Origin of the sequence: Arthrobacter alpinus (genome assembly GCF_001445575.1) — a bacterium.
Lineage (GTDB): Bacteria > Actinomycetota > Actinomycetes > Actinomycetales > Micrococcaceae > Specibacter > Specibacter alpinus_C.
The window spans coordinates 896587-915476 of the sequence record NZ_CP013200.1; the positions used below are offsets into that span (position 1 = coordinate 896587).

The 18890-nt window shown below is 60.3% G+C and carries 12 protein-coding genes and 1 pseudogene; 7 read left to right on the forward strand and 6 right to left on the reverse strand.

Going from position 1 to position 18890, the window contains the following annotated elements; genetic code table 11:
• Positions 1–57: 57 nt before the first annotated feature.
• Both AS189_RS03935 and AS189_RS03940 read left to right on the forward strand, forming a co-directional pair.
• Positions 58–1317, forward strand: a complete 1260-nt coding sequence (locus AS189_RS03935; protein WP_062286423.1) for an amidohydrolase — start codon at positions 58–60, stop codon at positions 1315–1317.
• A 5-nt stretch (positions 1318–1322) separates the two neighbouring features.
• Entirely contained in the window at positions 1323–2984 is a 1662-nt protein-coding gene (locus AS189_RS03940) for an MFS transporter (RefSeq protein WP_082634049.1), read from the forward strand.
• A gap of 35 nt (positions 2985–3019) precedes the next feature.
• Here AS189_RS03940 and AS189_RS03945 read toward each other — a convergent pair whose 3' ends face one another.
• The gene (locus AS189_RS03945) at positions 3020–4900 is read right to left on the reverse strand and encodes an FUSC family protein (RefSeq protein ID WP_062286424.1); all 1881 of its coding nucleotides are present in this window, start codon (positions 4898–4900) and stop codon (positions 3020–3022) included.
• Between the two features lie 216 nt (positions 4901–5116).
• On the opposite strand from AS189_RS03945, the gene AS189_RS03950 reads away from it, so the two are divergent.
• Entirely contained in the window at positions 5117–7222 is a 2106-nt protein-coding gene (locus tag AS189_RS03950) for a PhoX family protein (RefSeq protein WP_062286425.1), read from the forward strand.
• A 135-nt stretch (positions 7223–7357) separates the two neighbouring features.
• On the opposite strand, the gene AS189_RS03955 is transcribed toward AS189_RS03950, so the two are convergent.
• Complete coding sequence (locus AS189_RS03955) at positions 7358–10597, reverse strand: type I restriction endonuclease subunit R (RefSeq protein ID WP_062286426.1); 3240 nt, start codon at positions 10595–10597, stop codon at positions 7358–7360.
• 90 nt (positions 10598–10687) lie between these two features.
• Complete coding sequence (locus AS189_RS03960) at positions 10688–11764, reverse strand: PDDEXK nuclease domain-containing protein (protein ID WP_062286427.1); 1077 nt, start codon at positions 11762–11764, stop codon at positions 10688–10690.
• Positions 11765–11838: 74 nt separating this feature from the next.
• On the opposite strand from AS189_RS03960, the gene AS189_RS03965 reads away from it, so the two are divergent.
• The gene (locus AS189_RS03965; RefSeq protein WP_062286428.1) at positions 11839–12915 is read left to right on the forward strand and encodes a hypothetical protein; all 1077 of its coding nucleotides are present in this window, start codon (positions 11839–11841) and stop codon (positions 12913–12915) included.
• 9 nt (positions 12916–12924) lie between these two features.
• On the forward strand, positions 12925–13644 hold the full coding sequence (locus AS189_RS03970) for a plasmid pRiA4b ORF-3 family protein (RefSeq protein ID WP_237760038.1): 720 nt from the start codon (positions 12925–12927) through the stop codon (positions 13642–13644).
• 151 nt (positions 13645–13795) lie between these two features.
• Here the strand turns inward: AS189_RS03970 and AS189_RS03975 are convergent, their stop codons facing one another.
• Positions 13796–15631 carry a hypothetical protein gene (locus AS189_RS03975; protein ID WP_062286430.1) on the reverse strand — a complete coding sequence of 612 codons (1836 nt, stop codon included), beginning with the start codon at positions 15629–15631 and terminating at the stop codon, positions 13796–13798.
• A gap of 308 nt (positions 15632–15939) precedes the next feature.
• On the opposite strand from AS189_RS03975, the gene AS189_RS03980 reads away from it, so the two are divergent.
• Together AS189_RS03980 and AS189_RS03985 are read left to right on the forward strand one after the other, a co-directional pair.
• The gene (locus tag AS189_RS03980) at positions 15940–16230 is read left to right on the forward strand and encodes a transposase (RefSeq protein ID WP_062286431.1); all 291 of its coding nucleotides are present in this window, start codon (positions 15940–15942) and stop codon (positions 16228–16230) included.
• Between the two features lie 23 nt (positions 16231–16253).
• Positions 16254–17123: pseudogene (locus tag AS189_RS03985) on the forward strand (IS3 family transposase); the annotation flags it as partial.
• Positions 17124–17598: 475 nt separating this feature from the next.
• Here AS189_RS03985 and AS189_RS03990 read toward each other — a convergent pair.
• Positions 17599–18210, reverse strand: a complete 612-nt coding sequence (locus AS189_RS03990) for a DUF4230 domain-containing protein (protein WP_062286433.1) — start codon at positions 18208–18210, stop codon at positions 17599–17601.
• Between the two features lie 241 nt (positions 18211–18451).
• Complete coding sequence (locus AS189_RS03995) at positions 18452–18859, reverse strand: 5'-nucleotidase (RefSeq protein WP_062286434.1); 408 nt, start codon at positions 18857–18859, stop codon at positions 18452–18454.
• Positions 18860–18890 lie beyond the last annotated feature (31 nt).

Here is an 18890-nt window from a genome sequence, read left to right on the forward strand (position 1 = left end):
GGCTGGTTCTGCCGTTGAAGTGCTGCAGGGCTCGCCGCCGAACAGTGAGGTAGATACATGTCAGAGGTCAAAGCAGTGCTCGCAGCCTTGGATCAAGAGCTCAAATGGCAGCGTGAGTTTTACAAGCACCTGCACCAGCACCCTGAATTGAGCTCCCAGGAGTTCGCAACGGCGCAATCCATCGCGGAAAAGCTCACGGGCTTCGGGTTTGCGGTTCAGCGGATCGGAGGCACCGGCGTTGTTGGGGTGTTGGAAAATGGGCCCGGGGCGTGCGTGCTGGCCAGGGCTGACATTGATGCCCTGCCCGTTACGGAGGCCACCGGTCTGGACTATGCCTCCACGGCCACCGTCACAGACACCGACGGTTCAACAGTAGGCGTCATGCACGCGTGCGGCCATGACGTGCACGTCACCGCCCTGCTCGGCGCGGCGAAGTTGCTCGCGGACGGGCGCGACTCCTGGTCAGGGACCTACATCGCCTTGTTCCAGCCAGCCGAGGAGACCGCCTCCGGTGCCCGCGCCATGGTCGACGACGGACTGGTCACCAAGGTGCCCCGGCCCGACGTCGCCCTTTCCCAACACGTGATGGCCACCGAGGCTGGGACCATTGGCACCACGGCCGGGCCCATCCTCTCCGCCGGGGACTCGCTTAAGATCACCGTCCACGGGCGCGGTGCCCACGGGTCCATGCCGCACAATTCCGTGGACCCTGTGGTGCTGGCCGCTTCCATTGTGATGAATCTGCAGACCATCGTCTCGCGGGAGACCATGCCCGGGCAGTTTGCCGTGGTCACGGTGGGAGCATCGAATGCCGGGACCAAGTCAAACATCATCGCCGACCGCGCCGTGCTCCTGCTGAACATCCGCAGCTATGATGTAGCCCTGCGCAGGCGTGTCATTGCCTCGATCGAGCGGATTGTGCGCGGTGAATGCGCCGCCGCCGGTTCGCCCAAGGACCCCGAATTTGAGTACTACGACCAGTACCCGCTGACCACCAACGATGCAGACACGAACGCGCGAGTCACGGCGGCCTTCACCGAGCACTTCGAACCCGGGATGGTCTACCAGACTGCACCGGCGACGGCGTCGGAGGACTTCAGCAGGCTGCCTGACGCATTCGGCGTTCCCTACACCTATTGGACTGTGGGATCAGTACCGTCTGATGTGTACAGCGCCGCGGTGGAAAAGGGAACGGTGGCGCAGGACATCCCGGCGAACCATTCGCCGTTCTTCGCCCCCGCGATCGACCCCACGCTTAGTGTGGCCACGCAGACTCACGTTGTTGCGGCATTCGTCTACCTGGCCAAGGCGAATTGAACGCCATGAGCACAGCATCGGCATCCGCCGTCCGGAGTGACTGGAAGCCCACCGACAAGTGGCTTCTGGGTATTGTCTTGGCCGTCATCAACTTCTGGCTATTCGCCCAGACGCTGCTCAATGTGATCCCCGGAATCCAAGACGGACTGGGCATTGAGAGAACCGTTGGAAACCTGGCTGTATCCGTCACCTCATTGTTCTCCGGCATTTTCATTGTGGTAGCAGGAGGCTTGGCAGACCGGATTGGCCGGGCCAAGATCATGAACATTGGTATCTGGCTTAGCATTGCTGGGTCGCTGCTGATTGTTCTCACACCGGAGAACGCCGGCGTGCTGACCTCAGCCATGCTGCTGGGCGGGCGCGTGGTCCAGGGCCTGTCCGCTGCGTGCATCATGCCCTCCACGATGGCCCTGATCAAGACCTACTATCAGGGCAAGGACCGGCAGCGGGCGCTGTCCTTCTGGTCTATTGGTTCTTGGGGCGGGTCTGGTTTTTGTTCGCTCTTTGGCGGCCTGATGGCGGCCACCTTCATGGGCTGGCGCTCCATCTTCTGGATCTCGATTGTGCTCTCCATTCTGGCCCTGTTCCTGGTCCGCGGCACCCCCGAATCCAAGGCCGCGGTGGAGCCAGGCGCGCCGGCGCACCGTTTCGATTGGAGCGGACTGGTCTGCTTCATCGTCATGCTCGTGGCCATCAATGTCTACATCTCCCAGGGGCCCAACATCGGCTGGCTCAGCTGGACCGGAATTGCCTTGCTGGCTGCCTTTGTGGTGTTCGGCTTGGCGTTCCTGCAGATCGAGATCAGCAAGTCCACATCGTTTGTGGACCTGAAATTGTTCAAGAACGGCACCTTTACCGGTGCCACCTTGTCCAACTTCCTGCTCAACGGTGCCGCCGGGACATTGATTGTTTCCCTGGGTCTGGTTCAGGTGGCTGCCGGCATGTCCTCACTGCAGTCGGGGCTACTGACGCTTGGTTACCTCGTCGCCATCCTCTCCACCATTCGCGTCGGGGAGAAGCTGCTGCAAAAGTTTGGGCCGAAAAAGCCCATGTTGTGGGGCAGCATCATCACTGGCGTGGGCATTCTGATGTGTTCCATGACGTTCCTGCTCATTGACCAGTACATTGTGCTGACTGTCATCGGCTTCACCCTCTTCGGTGTGGGGCTGGGCTTTTATGCCACCCCGTCCACGGACGCGGCGCTTTCCAATGTCCCTGACAACCAGGTGGGTGCCGCCTCGGGCATCTACAAGATGGCTTCCTCCTTGGGCAACGCGATTGGCGTGGCCATCTCAGCGGCTCTGTATGTGGCGGCTCAAGCTGTGGATCCGAAGCTGATTGAGTCCTGGGGCCTGTTCATGGGGCGCCAAGACAACGTGGCACTGCGGTTTGGTGGTGCGGTGGGCCTGTTGTTCAACGTGTTCATGGTGCTGGTGGCCATTGCTGCGATCATCCTCACCGTTCCGGCGGAGCGGAGCAAGGAAGAAGAGAATGCCCGGCCGGACGAGGTGGCCCTCCGGCGTTCGGCAACTGAGTGGGACGATGGGCCCGAAAACAGCCCCGAAGACAGGCCCGAAGACCGGAGCAGTAGTTTATGCGCCGAACTGAACGGCAGCGTGGCGCTGCCGATGCTCCAGCGCCACACCCAGCCTGAGTGTGGCGCATAACAAAAGTGAGTTGAGGTGAATCGCAGCCACTTCTGTCAGCGTTGATCCAGCGGGAGCGAACCGACCATAGCCGCGGCTTCCCTACGAAGGAAACGCGGCAAGGCCGGCAGTGGCGCTGGCTTCACACCGTTCCGAACCGCCGTGGCGAGGATTTCAAGCGTCTCTGCGATGGCTTCGGCACCTCCGGTACCCGGGGTGAGGTCCGCTGAAATTTCCGCGGTCGCCTCACTGGGCGTCCCGCCGTCGTGCTGTTCCAAAAGCCAGCACGCGGACAAAAGGGCATAAGCCAGGCTCTGCGCTGTGGACACGGCGGGCCAGCTCTGCTCGGCAGTGCGGCGCTGAGCGGTGGACCCGCCCATGGCCGTGGAAAACGATTCTCGTAGCGCAAAGATGGCAGTCTGCAGCTTGAATCTGGCTTCATGCGCTGCCGGGGTGCCGGTTTGGTTGGTGGCAAGGAAGTCCGCCACAGGGCGGGCCGCTGTGAACAGGGCCAACATGGCCGCCGGAATCCGGGTGGGCGTGGCGCGTGGGGTGACTAGAACAAAGACGAGCAGGGCAATGCAGCACCCAATCGTGGTGTCCACACCGCGCGCCAGCAACATGCCGGGTACTTCCGCCACCTTCTGTGCGCTAGCGGCAATGGTGAGTGCAACAGTGGTGATGAACACGGCGGCGAGAGCATAGTTACGCATCACCGTCACCTCGATGGTGAATTGCAGGGCCATGACGATCAGCACAAGCCACAGGCCTTGCGGATGCACTGCGAGGACTAGGCCGGCCAGCAGAAGCCCCACCCAGGTGCCCGCCATACGTTCGAAACCGCGCTGGAGCGTGCGGACCCTGTCCATGCCAGCGTGCAGGATCAGCACGGACGCGGCCACGGCCCAGTAAGCCCTCTCAAGGTCCAAGAGGCCGGCAGCAATGCCGGATACCAGGGCGGCGATACCCACCCGCAGGACCACCAGCTGGGAGACAGATCCGGGCCGCAGCCCGTCGCGTAGAGCACGCCACGGCCCGGGGGCGCCCAGCGGGATGGACCCACCCTGCCACGTTTCCGAAGGGCTGTCTGCTGCTGCAAAGCTCAAGCGAACGGCGAGATCGCCCGTCTTCGGCGAGACGGGTTCGCCGTGCGCAGCCTCCCTCACAGTCTCCGCAAACAGCCGATGGAGCCGCCGGTTGATCCCGCGCAATCGGTTCAGCGAGGCATCTGGTGCAAGATGCGTGGGCTGGTAAGTCACCAAGGTGTCCCACGCAGCGTTCAGGGCCACGGCGGCCTGGTGCTGGGAGCCCACCTGCCGCGGCGTGCCCACCGCCCGGGAGTAGGCAGCAACGGCACGGCCGGCGGCTGCCACCGCGTGCTTTTCGGGGCCTCGGGGCCGGAAAAAAGCTGGCACCATGTGCACCACCCACGCCACGGCGCCGCCGCCAAGGACCAGCAGCCCGGCATGCCAGGGCGTCATCCCGGCAGTGGGCATCGAGGTGCCGGCCGCACACGTTAGCGTGATCATGTAGGCCCCGGGCCCACCCACGCGTAACACGCTGCACACATAAGTGGACACCATGGCGATCACCGTCACGGTTGGCACCACCATCAATGGCAGCGACTCAACACTCATCCCGAGTGCCACTGAACAGGCGAAGGAGACTGCCAGCAGGGCGAGGAGGCGGGCCCGATTAAGATAGGGCCGGCCGCTGCCGTAGAGCGAGGTGAAGGCACCGAGGCTGGCCATCAAGCCCACGGACATGTCCCCAGTGAGCCATCCCACCAGCAATGGCACCCCCATGCAGATTGCCGCACGGAGACCCACCGGCCAGCGGTTTGGGCCGTCTTTGAAGCTCAGCAGGGCGCGCACACCAAACGGGGTAGGCGGCGGGGGTGCCGGGAATGTTGCGTCCGGGCTGGCGGACTGGTTCATGAGTTCCATCATGCCACCGGCAATGGCCCAATGGTCGAGCTATTTTTTGCGCTCACGGGGTGCGTCGAACCAGGTGGCGGCTGCGGCTGCGGCGACTCCGCTCCTCCGAGACTCATGGTTCGCATCCTATTAACCTGCCGTTCAACCGATTCGTGCCAACGTGTCGCTCGGCCCTGCCACAGTGGCAAGGTCGCATTCACGTTAGGAAGGTTCGCCATGAACGATCTGAAGAAGCTTTTGCCCATGCTCGGCCACACGCGCGGTAAGCGCAGTGCCGTCACCTGCCAGCTCAAGTGCGACAACGCTTGTTCCAAGGCCGTGTGCAACACCTCAACCAACAACTACTTCCGCGACATTGTCTCGACGGAGTTTTCCCGCCGTTCGGCCATGGGAATCGGCTTGGCTGGCGTGCTCAGTACCGCGGTGATGGCTCAAGGCAACAACGGCAACGGCAACGGCCACAGCAACAATGGTCAGAATGCCAAGCTCGCATTCACCCCGATCAAGCCGGTTGACGCCGCCGTAGATGCTTTCAACGTTCCCGCTGGCTACAGCTGGCAGCCCATCATTCGCTGGGGCGATCCGCTGTTCAAGAAGTCGCAGGACTTTGACTTCGCGAACCAGAGCGCTGAAGCGCAGGCCGGTCAGTTCGGGTACAACAACGATTACTTGGAGATCCTGCGCCAGCCTAACGGCAAGCAGGGCCTGCTGGTCTGCAACCACGAGTACGTGAACCCGCAGATCATGTTTCCGGCCGCACCTGCCAACGACGCCGAGAAGGCGCTGCGCCGCAACATCTTCCGCAACGCCGTTGGCATGAGCGTGGTGGAGTTGGAGCGCGATAAGAAGGGTGAGCCGTGGGACTATGTCCGCGGAGGCAGGCTGAACCGCCGCATTACCCTCGATACCAAGTTTGAGCTGACGGGTCCGGTAGCAGGCACCGACTTCGTGAAGACAGCCGCAGACAAGGAAGGCCGGTTCGTCCTTGGCACCCTTGGTAACTGCTCCGGTGGAACCACCCCCTGGGGCACCATCCTCTCCGGTGAAGAAAACTTCAACGGCTTCTTCCGCACCGAAGGCACCAGTGTTGAGGACCGCCGCTACGGCCTGGGCAACAACGTCACCGGGATGGGCTGGGAGCTGGACGATCCCCGCTTCGACGCCCGCGGCGAGGCCTACCGCAACGAACCCAACCGCTTCGGCTACATTGTGGAGATCGATCCGGAAAACCCCAACTCGGTCCCGAAAAAGCACACCAGCCTGGGCCGCTTCAAGCATGAAGGCGCCAACGTCATCATTGCTGACAACGGCAAGGTGGTGGCTTACTCCGGCGATGACGAGCGCTTCGATTACCTGTACAAGTTCGTCTCCAAGAACAAGTACAAGAAGAACAACAAGGCTCACAACATGACCCTGTTGAGCGAGGGCGATCTCTACGTTGCTCAGTTCAGCGGCGATTCTGCATCGGAGATTGACGGTACCGGAGCGGTTCCCGCGGATGGCGCCTTTGATGGCTCCGGCAAGTGGCTGCCCTTGGTGGTCAACGGCAAGAGTGCCATCGCCGGCATGAGCGTTCAGCAAGTTCTGGTCTACACCCGCCTCGCCGCGGACAAGGCTGGCGCCACCAAGATGGACCGTTGCGAAGACGTGCAGCCCAATCTGAAGACGGGCAAGGTCTACGTGGCCTGCACCAACAACACCAACCGTGGCGTGGGCGCAAATGCGGTGGCCGACGAAGCAAACCCGCGCACCAAGAACCGTGACGGTCACATTGTGGAAATTACCGAGCGCGGCAATGACTCCACCGCCACCACGTTCAACTGGAACCTGCTGATGCTCTGCGGCGACCCCGCCCAGAACTCTACAACGTACTTCAGTGGCTTCCCGGCCGAGAAGGTCAGCCCCATTTCCTGCCCGGACAACCTGGCATTTGATACTCAGGGCAACCTGTGGATCTCAACTGATGGCGCGCCGTCGGTCATTGGCTACAACGATGGCCTGTTCAAGGTCGGCCTGGAAGGTAGCAACCGCGGCAACGTGCAACAGTTCGCCTCCATGCCGCGCGACGCCGAGACCTGCGGGCCCATCGTTCACGACGACGAGTCCATGGTCTACGTGGCCGTGCAGCACCCGGGTGAGGACGGGACGTATGGGGCGCACACCTCGTACTTCCCCGACTACGTTGCCGAGGGCGTCACCCCGAAGCGCGGCGAGGTACGTGCGCCCCGCCCCGCTGTTGTCCAGATGTTCCCCAAGGGCTCAGGAAAGGGCGACGGCAAGGATAAGGGTCGCGATCGCGATAAGGGCAACGGCAAGCCCTAGCTCTTTTCTTCCTTCAAGCACGACGCCGGGCCCGCACCTTCCAGCGCGGGCCCGGTTTTGCTCGCTGGTCTACTCCTCGGCGCCTCAGGGGCGAACTATTTACTCTGAGTTAATGGTTCGCTCCGCACAAAGCCCTTACGCCCCGGACCGCTCCTCCGCGTATCTCGGCGCCATGGATTCCATCTGTTCCATGACCAACTTGATCGCGGCTGGCTGCTTGTCCGGCGGGTATCCGTTCAGGACCAGGAGCCGTTTGATGGAGGAGCGCAGCTTAGCCCGGACGTCCTCACGCACCGTCCAGTCCGTGCGAACATCGCGGCGCATGATCTGCACCAGCTGCCGTGCGATCTCGGCCAAAACGCCCTTGCCCATGACGTCAACGGCGGATTCGTTCTCCGAGACGGCGTCATAGTAGGCCAGCTCATCAGATCCCAGCGGCGGGTCAAAGGTCTTCCCGCGGTCTGCCTCGGCGGCCACTTCACGGGCCAGCTCCACCAATTCCGCAATGATCTCTGCCGAGGAAAGCTGCTGGTTGGTGTACTTGCGCATTAGCTCGGAGATTCGTTCCGAGAAGGCCCGGGCCCGAATGGCATTGGTTCGGGTGGTCTTCGCCGACTCATCGGAGATCAGTTTCCGCAGCGCCTCAATGGCCAGCTGCGGGTTCCGGGCCTTCTGCGCCTTAGCAATGAACTCGGGTGTCAGATCACCCAGCGACGGTTTCGGCATGCCGGCGGCATCGTAAATATCTAGGACTTCACCGGTTGCCGTTGCCTCGGCGATCAGCTGTCCCAACATGCGCTGGATTTCCTCCGGGATGGGCTCGCCGCGGGACTGCCGGTCATCGGCGTCCAGCTTGGCCATCCACACTCGAATTTCCTCATAGACGGTCACCTCGGGGCGCAACGGCTCCAACGAATCGGACCCCGAACACAGCGCCCACGCCCGCGCCAGCCGGGACGAATTCCTCCGGTAGCTACCCGCCAAAGTCTCTTGTCCGGAGCCGTCCGCGGAAGTGGAAGCGGAAGAAGAAGGCACGACGGCGTTGCCCGGCGTCAGTGGGTCCCGCAAGTAATTCACCGCTCCCCACGTGGCGTTGAGGAACGCTTTAGGCCCACCTTTCATGAGCGTGGCCTTCCAGTCATGCCCGGCGAGGATTTGGCGTAACTGTGCCACAAGTTCATGGACCATGCCGATGGCCTCGTCAATGTTCTTACCGGCGGGCTTCTTGGCGCGGTCGGTATCCGAATACTCGGCCAGGGCGCTGGTGAGGTTGTCGGCCAGCGGAGCGTACGCCACCAGGAGCCCGTCCTGTTTGCCGCGGAAGGTGCGGTTGACGCGGGCCAGAGTCTGCATGAGGAGCGCGCCCTTGAGTGGCCGGTCCAGATACAGAGTGTGCAGCGGCGGGGCGTCGAACCCGGTGAGCATCATGTCCTTGACGATCACCAGTTCCAGCTCGTCATCCACATTCTTCAGACGTTCCTTGATCGACGCGTTCTCTGAATCACGGCGCACATGGTTGGAAACCGGAGGCACGTCAGAGGCTGTTCCGGAGTACACCACCTTGATCTTGCCGCCACCGAGATCATCCGAGTGCCAGTCCGGGCGCAGCTCCACGATGGCTGCGTACAGTTTCGCGCAGATCTCTCGCGTACCGCCCACAATCATGGCTTTGCCCGGGGCCTCGATAAACTTGGACATTTGACCGCGGCGGTTTTCCCAATGAGTCACCAAGTCCTGAGCCAGCGCGGCGATGCGTTCCGGTGCGCCATAGACAGCATTGACCACGGCTACGCTCGCCTCGATGCGGGCCCGCTCCGTTTCGTCAAGGCCGAGGGTAGCCTCGTCGGCGGAATCATCCAGGGTGTCCTCTGAAACGCCGTCGGCAAAGCCCACCTTGATCAGCCGAGGTTCAAAGTACACCGGAACCGTGGCACCGTCGTCCACTGCACGGGACAGATCGTAGACATCGATGTACCCGCCAAATACCTCGCGGGTGTCCCGGTCCGCGAAGGAAATGGGGGTGCCGGTGAATGCGATCAGTGTGGCGTTGGGCAGGGCGTCGCGCAGGTGGCGAGCGTAGCCGTTCAGATCGTCGTAGTGGCTCCGGTGTGCCTCATCCACAATGACAATGATGTTTTTACGGTCGGATAGCAGGGGGTGATCGGACCCGGCGTCCTTTTCGCCTTTGCTACGGCCAAACTTTTGCAGCGTGGTGAAGTAGATGCCGCCGGTGACGCGGTTGCTCAGCTCCTCACGCAGCTGGGAGCGGCGGCGGATCTGTTGCGGGGATTCGGGCAGAAGCAGACTCCGGGAGAATCCCTCAAAGAGCTGCCCATCGAGTTCATTCCGGTCCGTGATGACAACAACTGTGGGGTTGCGCAGCTCGGGGCGGCGCATGACCTGATTGGTGTAGAGCTCCATTTCCATGGACTTACCCGAACCCTGCGTGTGCCAGACGACGCCGGCCTTGCCGCGGGATTCGCCGTTGGAACGGACGGCCTCGATGGTGCTGCCCACGGCTTTGGTGACCGCAAAGTACTGGTGAGGTTTGGCGATGCGTTTGGATAAGCCTTCCGCACCGGAGTCAAAAGCCGTGAACGAGTTGACCAGCTGCAGGAAGCGTTCCTGGTTGTAGAGGCCAAAAAGGGTGGTATCGAGCGCGCTGATGCGGTCGCCGTCGAGCATGGCACCTGGCGGGACGGGAACGCCGTCGTCATCCACATTCCAGGGGGAGAAGTGGTTCAGGGGAGTGAAGGCAGTGCCGAACTTGGCGATGATCCCGTCGGAAATGAGGTTCAGGAGATTGAAGCGGAACGCCATGGGGAATTCGCGCAGGTACGTTTGCAGCTGGGCATGAGCGGCGGCAACATCGGCAGATTCGCTGCCGGCTTTCTTTAGCTCGATGGCGCTGACCGGCATGCCGTTGAGGTACAGGACCATGTCGAATCGGCGGGAGTGCTCGCGGCTGGTGAGCGTGACCTGGTTGACGGCCAGCCAATCGTTGTCATCCGTGGCGCTGCTGATGAGGCGGATGGTGGGGTTCTTTTCGCTGCCATCGGTATCGATGTAGCTGAGCCGGTACCCCTCTACCAGGTACTTGTGGATCCGGTGATTCTCCGTGAGCGCGTCATTGGATTTGGGGGTGGCAATCTCGGCGACGGCTTGGCGCAGGTAGTGCTCCGGCACGGTGGGGTTGAACTTTTGCAAGGCCAGAAGCAGACGACGCCGGATCAACAGTTCGCTCCACGACTCACGTTCGCCGGTGCCCGGGGCGATCCTATCTCCGGGGGTTGGCTTCCAGCCCAGCTCGCCCAGCTGATCGAGGGCTAAACCCTCCCAAGCGGCTTCAGAAAAACCGGTGGTTGCCAATGTCATGGTGCTCTCCCCAAACGATGATCTTCGATTAGTCATGACGCTATCAGCCGTGGTTCGCGTTGCCGCAGTTGTGACCGCTATATGGGGTTATCAGCGTTCGCCCAGCTCCGCTTCCAGCAGTTCAATGCTCGGCAAACTGGATTTGAACTCCTCCGGCAGGGAGTCCATGATCTGTGTCTTCCACTCGGCCACCCCGATCGGAGCGCTATACCCTCGTAAGGCGTACTCGGCCACCACATTATTTTTGGTCTTACAGAGCAACAGGCCAATGGTTGGTTTGTCGTCCTCATGAGCCATGAGGTCATCCACCGCGGACATGTACATACCGAGCTGACCAAGGTACCCGGGGTCGAACTTGCTGTTCTTGAGCTCAACAACCACAAAGCTGCGCAGGCGGAAGTTGTAAAAGAGGAGATCGGCCAAGAACTCGTCGCCGCCCACTACAAACCGAACCTGCCGTCCCACGAATGCAAAGCCCTGACCGAGCTCAAGCAGGAACTTCTCGACGTGCTCAACAAGCTGCGTTTCCAATTCGTTTTCAGTGTGCCGATCCGTCATGGACACGAAGTCAAAGATGTACGGGTCCTTCATGGTCTGCTGCAAATGGTCCGAATCAGCGGCAGGAAGAACGGCCTTGAAGTTGCTGATGGCCTGGCCCGAGCGTTCGTGCAGGCGTGTCTCTATTTGGTGGACAAGCACGTTGCGGGACCAGCCGTGTTCGACGGCGGCGGCTGCGTACCAGAGGCGGGTTTGGGCGTCGTCCAGCTTCTCAAGAAGCATGACATTGTGGCCCCAAGCCAATGTTGCAACAGGCTGTTGCAACATTGTTGCATCGGGCCATGCCTCCGCAAAGGCTTTCATATATCGGAGGTTCCGGGGAGAAAATCCTTGGGCGTCGGGAAAGCGTTCTTTGAGGTCTGTCGACAGGCGCAGGACAACTTTGGCGCCCCAGCCCTCTGAAGTTTCTCGCGTCAGTAGTTCCTTCCCAACCGCCCAGTACGTGGCAACGAGTTCCCGGTTGACCGCCGCGACGGCCCGGACCCGCCCGGTGGAAACTTTGTCCGCCACGGACGCCAACATCTCGGGGTACCACTTCGGCATCCCGCTGCGCGCTGGGGTGGGTGGAAAGGCAGGTGCGTCTTCATTTGGATCACTGAACGTGGACATGAGCAAACCTCTTTCGAATCTTGCAACGTTCCTATGACTCAGAAGCTACACGCAGGGTCTGACATCATTGTGGGATGGCCAAGAACAACAAGGGCAGCAAGGCCCGCGCATCGACCACATCCGTCAGCGAACGGCGGGCGGTTCTTGCCGTGGAGGCGGTGGCCCCGGCATTCGCTGCATGGTGCAACAACATGCCTGGGCTGCCGGAGGGTGCACTAGAGGACTTGATCGATGCTGTGGGGGTGCTGGCATCTGCCTACTTCAAGCTGGTGCCGGCGTCCGATGTCACCAGCTTTGAGCCGCTTGGCTTTGGCCAGGCCATGACCGCAGTTGGCTCCGCCGAGGCTGAAGAGGACACCGAATTCATCTTTGTCGCCATCCGCACCTACCTGCAGTTTCTCGAAGAAACCAAGGGATGGACTGGCAGCCAGGAAGACTTGGGTCAGGTGTTCGCGCTGTTTTACGACGACGACGGCGGCGACGACGCCGCCGAGCCCGGCGAGCTGGAACTGCCGCAGCGCCCGAGCGCGGACGAGGAACTTGCCGCGCTCTCCGGAACCCAACTGGCCGCACATCTGAGCTCTTTGCTGCAATGGATTGGAGAGAGCAAGCCGGTTACATCCACCGGCGCGTTAAAGCTGGCGGAGATTGAAGGCGCCGCGGCGGCCGTTGGTCTGGTGGCCAAGGGAGCCGCGCGCAACGCCAAACGCCAGCACATACCAGGTTTCAACACGGAGAGCCTGGAACCTAGTGCGCCCCTAATCGTCAAGACCATGCATGAGCTGCCCCTGCTGTCCAAGATCTGGGCGGCGCTGGAGGGCGGTGGTTTTATCGACATTGGATCCACCAAGGTGTGGCCCACCCCGAACGCCGAGGCAATCCTGAACCACGGGCACCCGGCGCACCTGGCGGCATTGCGCGGATTGATGGCTAACTTCCTGTCCGTGAGTGTCATGGGGGAGCAGGAGTGGGCGCCGTGGGTTGCACCAGCCGCGGAGGCCCAGGCCGGGTTGCTGTACGCCGCGGCGTTGGCCGGGTCCACCATTCCGGTGTCCCTGCTGGAGAACCCGGACACGCTGGAGAATCTGGGAATGGACGAATTTGCTGGCCGACTCTTGCGCCGGCGCATGGCGGAGCTGGAAGAGTTGTGAGTGGTCACCATGGATGGCGCCGTGCGGGTGCAGCCAGCTCTGGTACCTATGGTTTTGCTGGCGCTGGCGCTGGGTCGGCACGTCGGAGACGGTGGTGGCGCGGGCCCACGGCTTCCGGGTTCCGTAAATGCGGGCCCGGGCCTGGAGCCCACCCATCCTGTGCCGCTTTTGCAGCTGAAGGTGGCCATTGAGGACATGAAGCCGCCGGTATGGCGCCGGCTGGTGCTGCGTTCGGATCTAACTCTGGCGCAACTGCACACCATTATTCAGGCGAGCTTTGAATGGGTGGACTACCACCTGCACGAGTTCAATGTGGGTGGATATAACGGAATTACCTACGGCCCCGTTGGTCCTGAGTATGACTTTGGCGATCCCATGCCTGAAGATGAGTCCGCCGTGACCGTCGGCCAATTGCTGACGGCGGAGAGTGGCCACATCAACTACACCTACGAATTTGGCGACAACTGGCGCCACCGGATCACCCTGGAGAAGGTCATGCCGTTCGCCCCGGGCCCGGCCGTGCGCTGCACCGGGGGCCGGGGGATGGGCCCGGCCGAGGACTGCGGAGGCCCTTGGGGCTGGGAAAACGTTGTGACGGCTGTCAACGATCCCGCCCACGAGGAGCACGCCGAATACCGGCAATGGCTGGGACTGGGCTCTGGGGAAACCCTGGACCCGAAGGAGTTTCACCGCGAGGCCCTCGATGAGGAGCTCGCCGAGCTGTTCTAAGAGGCTGCCGGGACCGTCCGGCGTCGTATTTCAGGTACGACGCCGGACAGTCGGCTCCCAGCCGAAAAGTTGCCTCGGGTGGGGCTACTTGGAGCGCTGCAATTGTGGGATGAACCGTGCCGCGCGCTTTTCCACGGCTTTGGGACAAGTGTTAGGCCTTAGCGTGATCGCCGGGTTCCATGCCGTTTTCGCTCATATATTTCAGGGCCCGCGCCGCGATGGCGCGTTTCTTGGCCAAAGCCTCGACTGTGGGTGCCTTCTTGTCAGATATCTCGTCGAGTCGCTCATGTTGTCGGCTGACCTTGGCCTCGATTTCGGTAAGGAACTGCCACACGCCGGGATCGCTGTCGATCGACTGCGTCGTCCGGACAAGCATTGCGGCCAGTTGAAGTGCGACAATTTCTTCGAATTGTTCGACGCTGGTTTCCTCTCCGGCGAGACTGTTCGCTAATGACCCACCTCCGGAACCAACCAAGAGCCCACCACCTCCAATCAAAGTGCCTGCCGTGATTAGTCCGCCAATCATGCCGCCCGGACCAAAGCTAGCCAAGGCGCCGGTCACAGCGGCCGCGCCCACAAGCCCGGGGGCTGCAATTGCTAACACGATTCCTCCTGCGCCGAAGGCCAATGCCGCAGTGCCGGCCACGATTGCTCCGACTTTGATCCACTTCCCATTTTGGCGATCGCGCAGGATGTCTTGAGCCTGTTTTCTAGCCTCCAGGACATCCGAACCTAGTTGTCGTTTCAGTCCCATTTCCGAGGCGAGTTCTTCCATTGAACGTCGTTCCGCGTCCTTTGAAATGGATATCTCGAATGGCGCAATGACGTTCGTTGAGGCAACGGCCGTCAGATGAGCAATCGCTTCCTCCTTTGAGAATGCGGAGGCCCTGAGACTCGGCTCAGGCAGCGGAGACGAAGGGTCGGAGGAATCGAAATCAAGCCGGGCAATTTGTGAAGGTATAGGTCGCTCGCGAAGTTTGTTGTGCACCCGCAAGTCTGAGATTGTCTGTTCCTGCACAGCCCGGAGCGCGGGAAGGTAGCGGAGGCGAAGCTCACGGTCCAACTCATTCTTAACCAGGTGGCCGTAGCGTAGACCCAGTATTGCTCTGCTCTCCGTGTCATCAAGTGGAATGTCTGCAATCTCGTCGTCGGAGATGCGCTCCCGTTTGCTATCCCCGAAGACTGCATGTCCAATGGTCGCCGCCACCGTGCTGTGGTCCAGATACGCGATCGCAGAATGTGCTGCCGCCATGTCAATATCAAAATGGGTGTTGATCGTATGGTCCAATAGCCAAGGAAATACGGACGATAGCCCGCGCCTGATCGCCACCGGATCCCACGCATTTCTGAAGTTCACCCACCATCCCAAGTTGATCGGGGGATCGGACAGGGAATCACCCAGATCTTCGAGCTTGAAACGCTCATTGGCAAGTGGACTGCCGATGGTGATCAGTGCTTCAACTTCAACATCCACGGGTAGTCTGAGCAGCAGATCGGCTGCGATTACGGAGCCCAGACTGTGAGCCACAATCACAATCTTGCCGGACTCTGGAACTTTGGCTAGGACTCGGGTTAGCACTTGGGCGCGTATTTGTTCATTGTTCAGGTAGTTGGCCGCTTGCTTGAATAGCGGAGCCGTCACTGCCGCATCGACTGCTGCTCTGTGCAAAAACTGGGCTTTGTTATTCACTGCGACATTTATGACGTGTTCCTCGTCCTGCCTGCCAATTCGACGCTCGACGGCGGAGAGCCGACGCTCGAAATTCCTGCGATTAAGCTTGGCCGCTTCGCGGGTCGGAGTCTTGAATGTCCTGATGGGCAATATCTGGGGTTCATCGACCCCCATGAGCGCATTCGAATATGTGGGAGCAAGAATGGGAATGCCGTCGAGGTTAGGGTATCCAGTGCGCTGCAGAGACTGCTCGATGGCGGACTTCCATTTGCCGCTCGGGTCTCCATCGCCCACGCCGTGGAGGAAGAGCAGCACTGGATTATCTGACAAAGGGAACCCCAATCTTTGTTGAAAACAGGCGTCCAACATTGGATGCCAAGGTATTGCATAGCTGAGCTTACTCGCACAAATTTGGGCCTCATGACAGCTGCTGGATTGTGTCGTGGCAGGGTTGATACTTGCTCGTGGCGACGACTCGACCACAGGGTGTTGCGGGCGTGCGCAAGGGTGGCGCTGACGCTAGAGCGCCGAGGCCGTTCGTGCCCCGAGCCGTATGCGGGGCGCAAAAAGGACATCCTGAGGTGTATTACTGATGTGAGACAGTTCCTGAAAGGATTGTTCCCATGTCTTCTCGACCGACTTATTCTGATGAGTTCAAAGCTGATGCCGTTGCCTTGGCTGAATCCTCTGGCCGCCCGATAGCTCTTGTAGCGGCTGAGCTCGGCATCTCCCTGACCGCGCTCAAACGCTGGATCAAGCTCTCCCATGAACGCCAAGAAGCCGGCGGCCGGAAACCTGATTTACCCGTGGATACCGCTAAATACAAGGCCATGGAAGTGCGGCTACGTGAGCTTGAACGGGAGAATGACTTCCTAAAAAAAGTTTCAGCGTTCTTCGCCAAAGAACAACGGTAGATGACCTCTATCGTTTTGTTCAGCAGCAGGAGAACGCTGGAGAAAAAGTAGCCTGGATGTGCCGACAACTAGGCGTCCCACGGTCCTCGTATTACCGCTGGAAAGAAGCAACAGATACGCCCACAACCATTCGCCACCGGGAGCTGACCGATCAGGTGAAGACTGTCTTTGAATCCTCCGACGGGATCTTTGGCCACCGCATGGTCCACGCAAAACTCAACACAGCCGGTGTTGATATCTCCGTAGGAACGGTCGCCTCGATCATGGCAGAGAATAGCTGGGCAGCCAGACGAATGCGGGCTTTCAAACGCACCACCATCCCCTCAGACCCGGAGAAAGTCTTCAAGGACTTGATCGGCCGAGACTTCACCGCTGCAACCCCAGGCACCCGCCTAGTCGGCGACATCACCTACCTGCGGACTGGTGAGGGATGGCTGTACAAGGCCACCGTCATCGACCTATGCACCCGCATGATCGTTGGCTGGGCCATGGCAGATCACATGCGCGCCTCCCTGTGTGTCAGCGCGCTGACGATGGCCAGAGACCGCGGCTATCTACAACGTGGTGGAATTTTTCACAGCGACCATGGCGTGCAATACACCTCCCGTGAACTTGGATCCTGGTGCACTGGCAACAGCATCCGCCAGTCCATGGGAGCCAAGGGCGTGTGTTGGGATAATGCCGTGGCTGAGTCAGTCTTCTCGTCCCTGAAGAACGAGTTCTACCACCACTACAGCTTTGACACCCGCCAAGAAGCCAGACGGGCCGCCATGCGCTACATCGAGGTCTTCTACAACCGGTGGAGACCACACACCCACAACGACGGCCTACCGCCGGCAACAGCCATGGCCAACTTCACCACCCAAAACCAGCAACAACTCCTCGCTGCCTAACCCAAAAGAAACTAACCAACTGTCCCAGATCCTTGACACACCTCATCCCTTCTGCTCTAGCTTTCCCCTCAACCATGGCTACCAATGAACCCTGATGAAATTCAGCAAGAGTGTGAACTGGTACAGAAGTTGGTGGACTTGTCCGGGAGCTGTTGGCGTTAGAAATCCGTTCAATGCGCCGGCCGGCCTTACCACTCCAACCTTTCTCCAAGTTCAATTTGAACTTGCAGAAAGGTTGGAGTTGTAGCTAGGCCAGTTTCGAAATGGTTAATTAAGCATCCCTGACCCGCAGCGTACCGGACATCAGCTGGGGAACGAGAGCGTCGTGGGGAGGGTGGTTTTTGGGCCCTGATGAGATGCCGAAATTCTGATGATGACTGGAAATACCGGTAACTGTTCAAATCGCACTTGATCATGCCAGACGAAGGCGTGGCAACCCTCAGCCGACAACGGCAGTCTGCTGAGGCTGCTTGGCCTAATCGCGGAAGGTGGCCTGAATGTCCATGGAGCCAAACATGCCTGTCAACATGGCCTTGGTGTTGGTGGTCGCCCTTTCGCGCAGCTCCGATTCCTTCGCGGCTGCGGCGATTTTATCCTCGGCCATCTTGTAGAACTTGGCCTGCTCGGGCAGCGCCAACGCGTCGTTGATTCGATCGAGCACACCGCGGTCCTGTGATACCACCTTGGATCGCTCCTGAACGAGGTTGGGCTTCTCGAGCTGCGCTTTGGGTAGACGGACTGTTACAGACTTTCCGTCTGGCGACAAGGTCAGGTCATCCTCGGCGAGTCCTGACAGATCCACATAGGCGTTGACCGTTCCTGCGCCGACAAACAGAGTCTGCCGTCCAGCGAGGATATCGGGCAACACGAGGTTGTCTTCCTTGTCATTGACCACCACCTCAAAGTCGCCGACTGCGGCGACGTATTTGCTGGTGTCTTGGATCGAAATCAAGAGAGTGGTTTCGCTCTGTTTGGTCGGGAATAAGCTGAACCCTAATTGGCTGGCAATAAAGGGGCCAGCCATGGCGACGATAATCACCCCGACCGCCCATGCTGTGATGCGCTTGGCCATCCGTGCGGCCGTCATCGGTTGCCTTCAAGCGCAGTTAGAAGCATGGTTCGAGGTCCTGTCAGTAACTTTGTTCGTGGGCTGCCGCCGAAATGGTTGCGGCAGCCCTGCAAACATTACTAATGAACCAGCAGGCTGCGTATTTGCTCCGGAGTGTTACGGAGGTTGGGTTTATTAGACAGCGGCCGAGACGACGCTCTCAGCATCCTTGACGCGCAACTTGCCCGACATCAGCTGGGGGAGCAACGCGTCGCGCGTATCAGGTACTTGAAGGCAGTGCAGCTTTGACTTCAATGGACCCCAGTGGGGTCTTAAGATCAATCGTCCCGACGGGCGCACCGCTTTTCGAAGCTACATCTAGCCGGGGGACCTCGTTTGCCACACCGTAGGGGACGTGTACGCCAGCGACGAATTCGGAAGCCGACGTAAGGTGCGTTGTCTGATCGTCGAAGAAAATATGTGGACGCATTACTTCAAGTATTTTAGATTTCTTGATACCACCGAGGAAGAAAGCATCATTGACAGTGACGCCCCACGCTCGAAGCGACCGGACAGCACGTTCGTGTGCAGGTGCGCTTCGAGCAGTGTTAGCGGCCATGAAAAACTGCCCATAGGCGGCCACGAAAGTGCCCACTGCTGGCCAGCAGAAATGCCCATTGGTGGCCATGAGATCTGCCCACTCTTTTTACTAGCCTCGT

Excerpts from the sequence above, each read along its gene's own strand:
- AS189_RS03955 (WP_062286426.1), bottom strand. The coding sequence starts at position 10,597 with ATGACATTGGCAACCACCGGTTTTTCTGAAGCCGCTTGGGAGGGTTTA.
- AS189_RS03990 (WP_062286433.1), bottom strand. The coding sequence starts at position 18,210 with ATGACGGCCGCACGGATGGCCAAGCGCATCACAGCATGGGCGGTCGGG.
- AS189_RS03945 (WP_062286424.1), bottom strand. The coding sequence starts at position 4,900 with ATGAACCAGTCCGCCAGCCCGGACGCAACATTCCCGGCACCCCCGCCG.
- AS189_RS03960 (WP_062286427.1), bottom strand. The coding sequence starts at position 11,764 with ATGTCCACGTTCAGTGATCCAAATGAAGACGCACCTGCCTTTCCACCC.
- AS189_RS03950 (WP_062286425.1), top strand. The coding sequence starts at position 5,117 with ATGAACGATCTGAAGAAGCTTTTGCCCATGCTCGGCCACACGCGCGGT.
- AS189_RS03995 (WP_062286434.1), bottom strand. The coding sequence starts at position 18,859 with ATGGCCACCAATGGGCATTTCTGCTGGCCAGCAGTGGGCACTTTCGTG.
- AS189_RS03935 (WP_062286423.1), top strand. The coding sequence starts at position 58 with ATGTCAGAGGTCAAAGCAGTGCTCGCAGCCTTGGATCAAGAGCTCAAA.
- AS189_RS03970 (WP_237760038.1), top strand. The coding sequence starts at position 12,925 with ATGGATGGCGCCGTGCGGGTGCAGCCAGCTCTGGTACCTATGGTTTTG.
- AS189_RS03965 (WP_062286428.1), top strand. The coding sequence starts at position 11,839 with ATGGCCAAGAACAACAAGGGCAGCAAGGCCCGCGCATCGACCACATCC.
- AS189_RS03980 (WP_062286431.1), top strand. The coding sequence starts at position 15,940 with ATGTCTTCTCGACCGACTTATTCTGATGAGTTCAAAGCTGATGCCGTT.
- AS189_RS03940 (WP_082634049.1), top strand. The coding sequence starts at position 1,323 with ATGAGCACAGCATCGGCATCCGCCGTCCGGAGTGACTGGAAGCCCACC.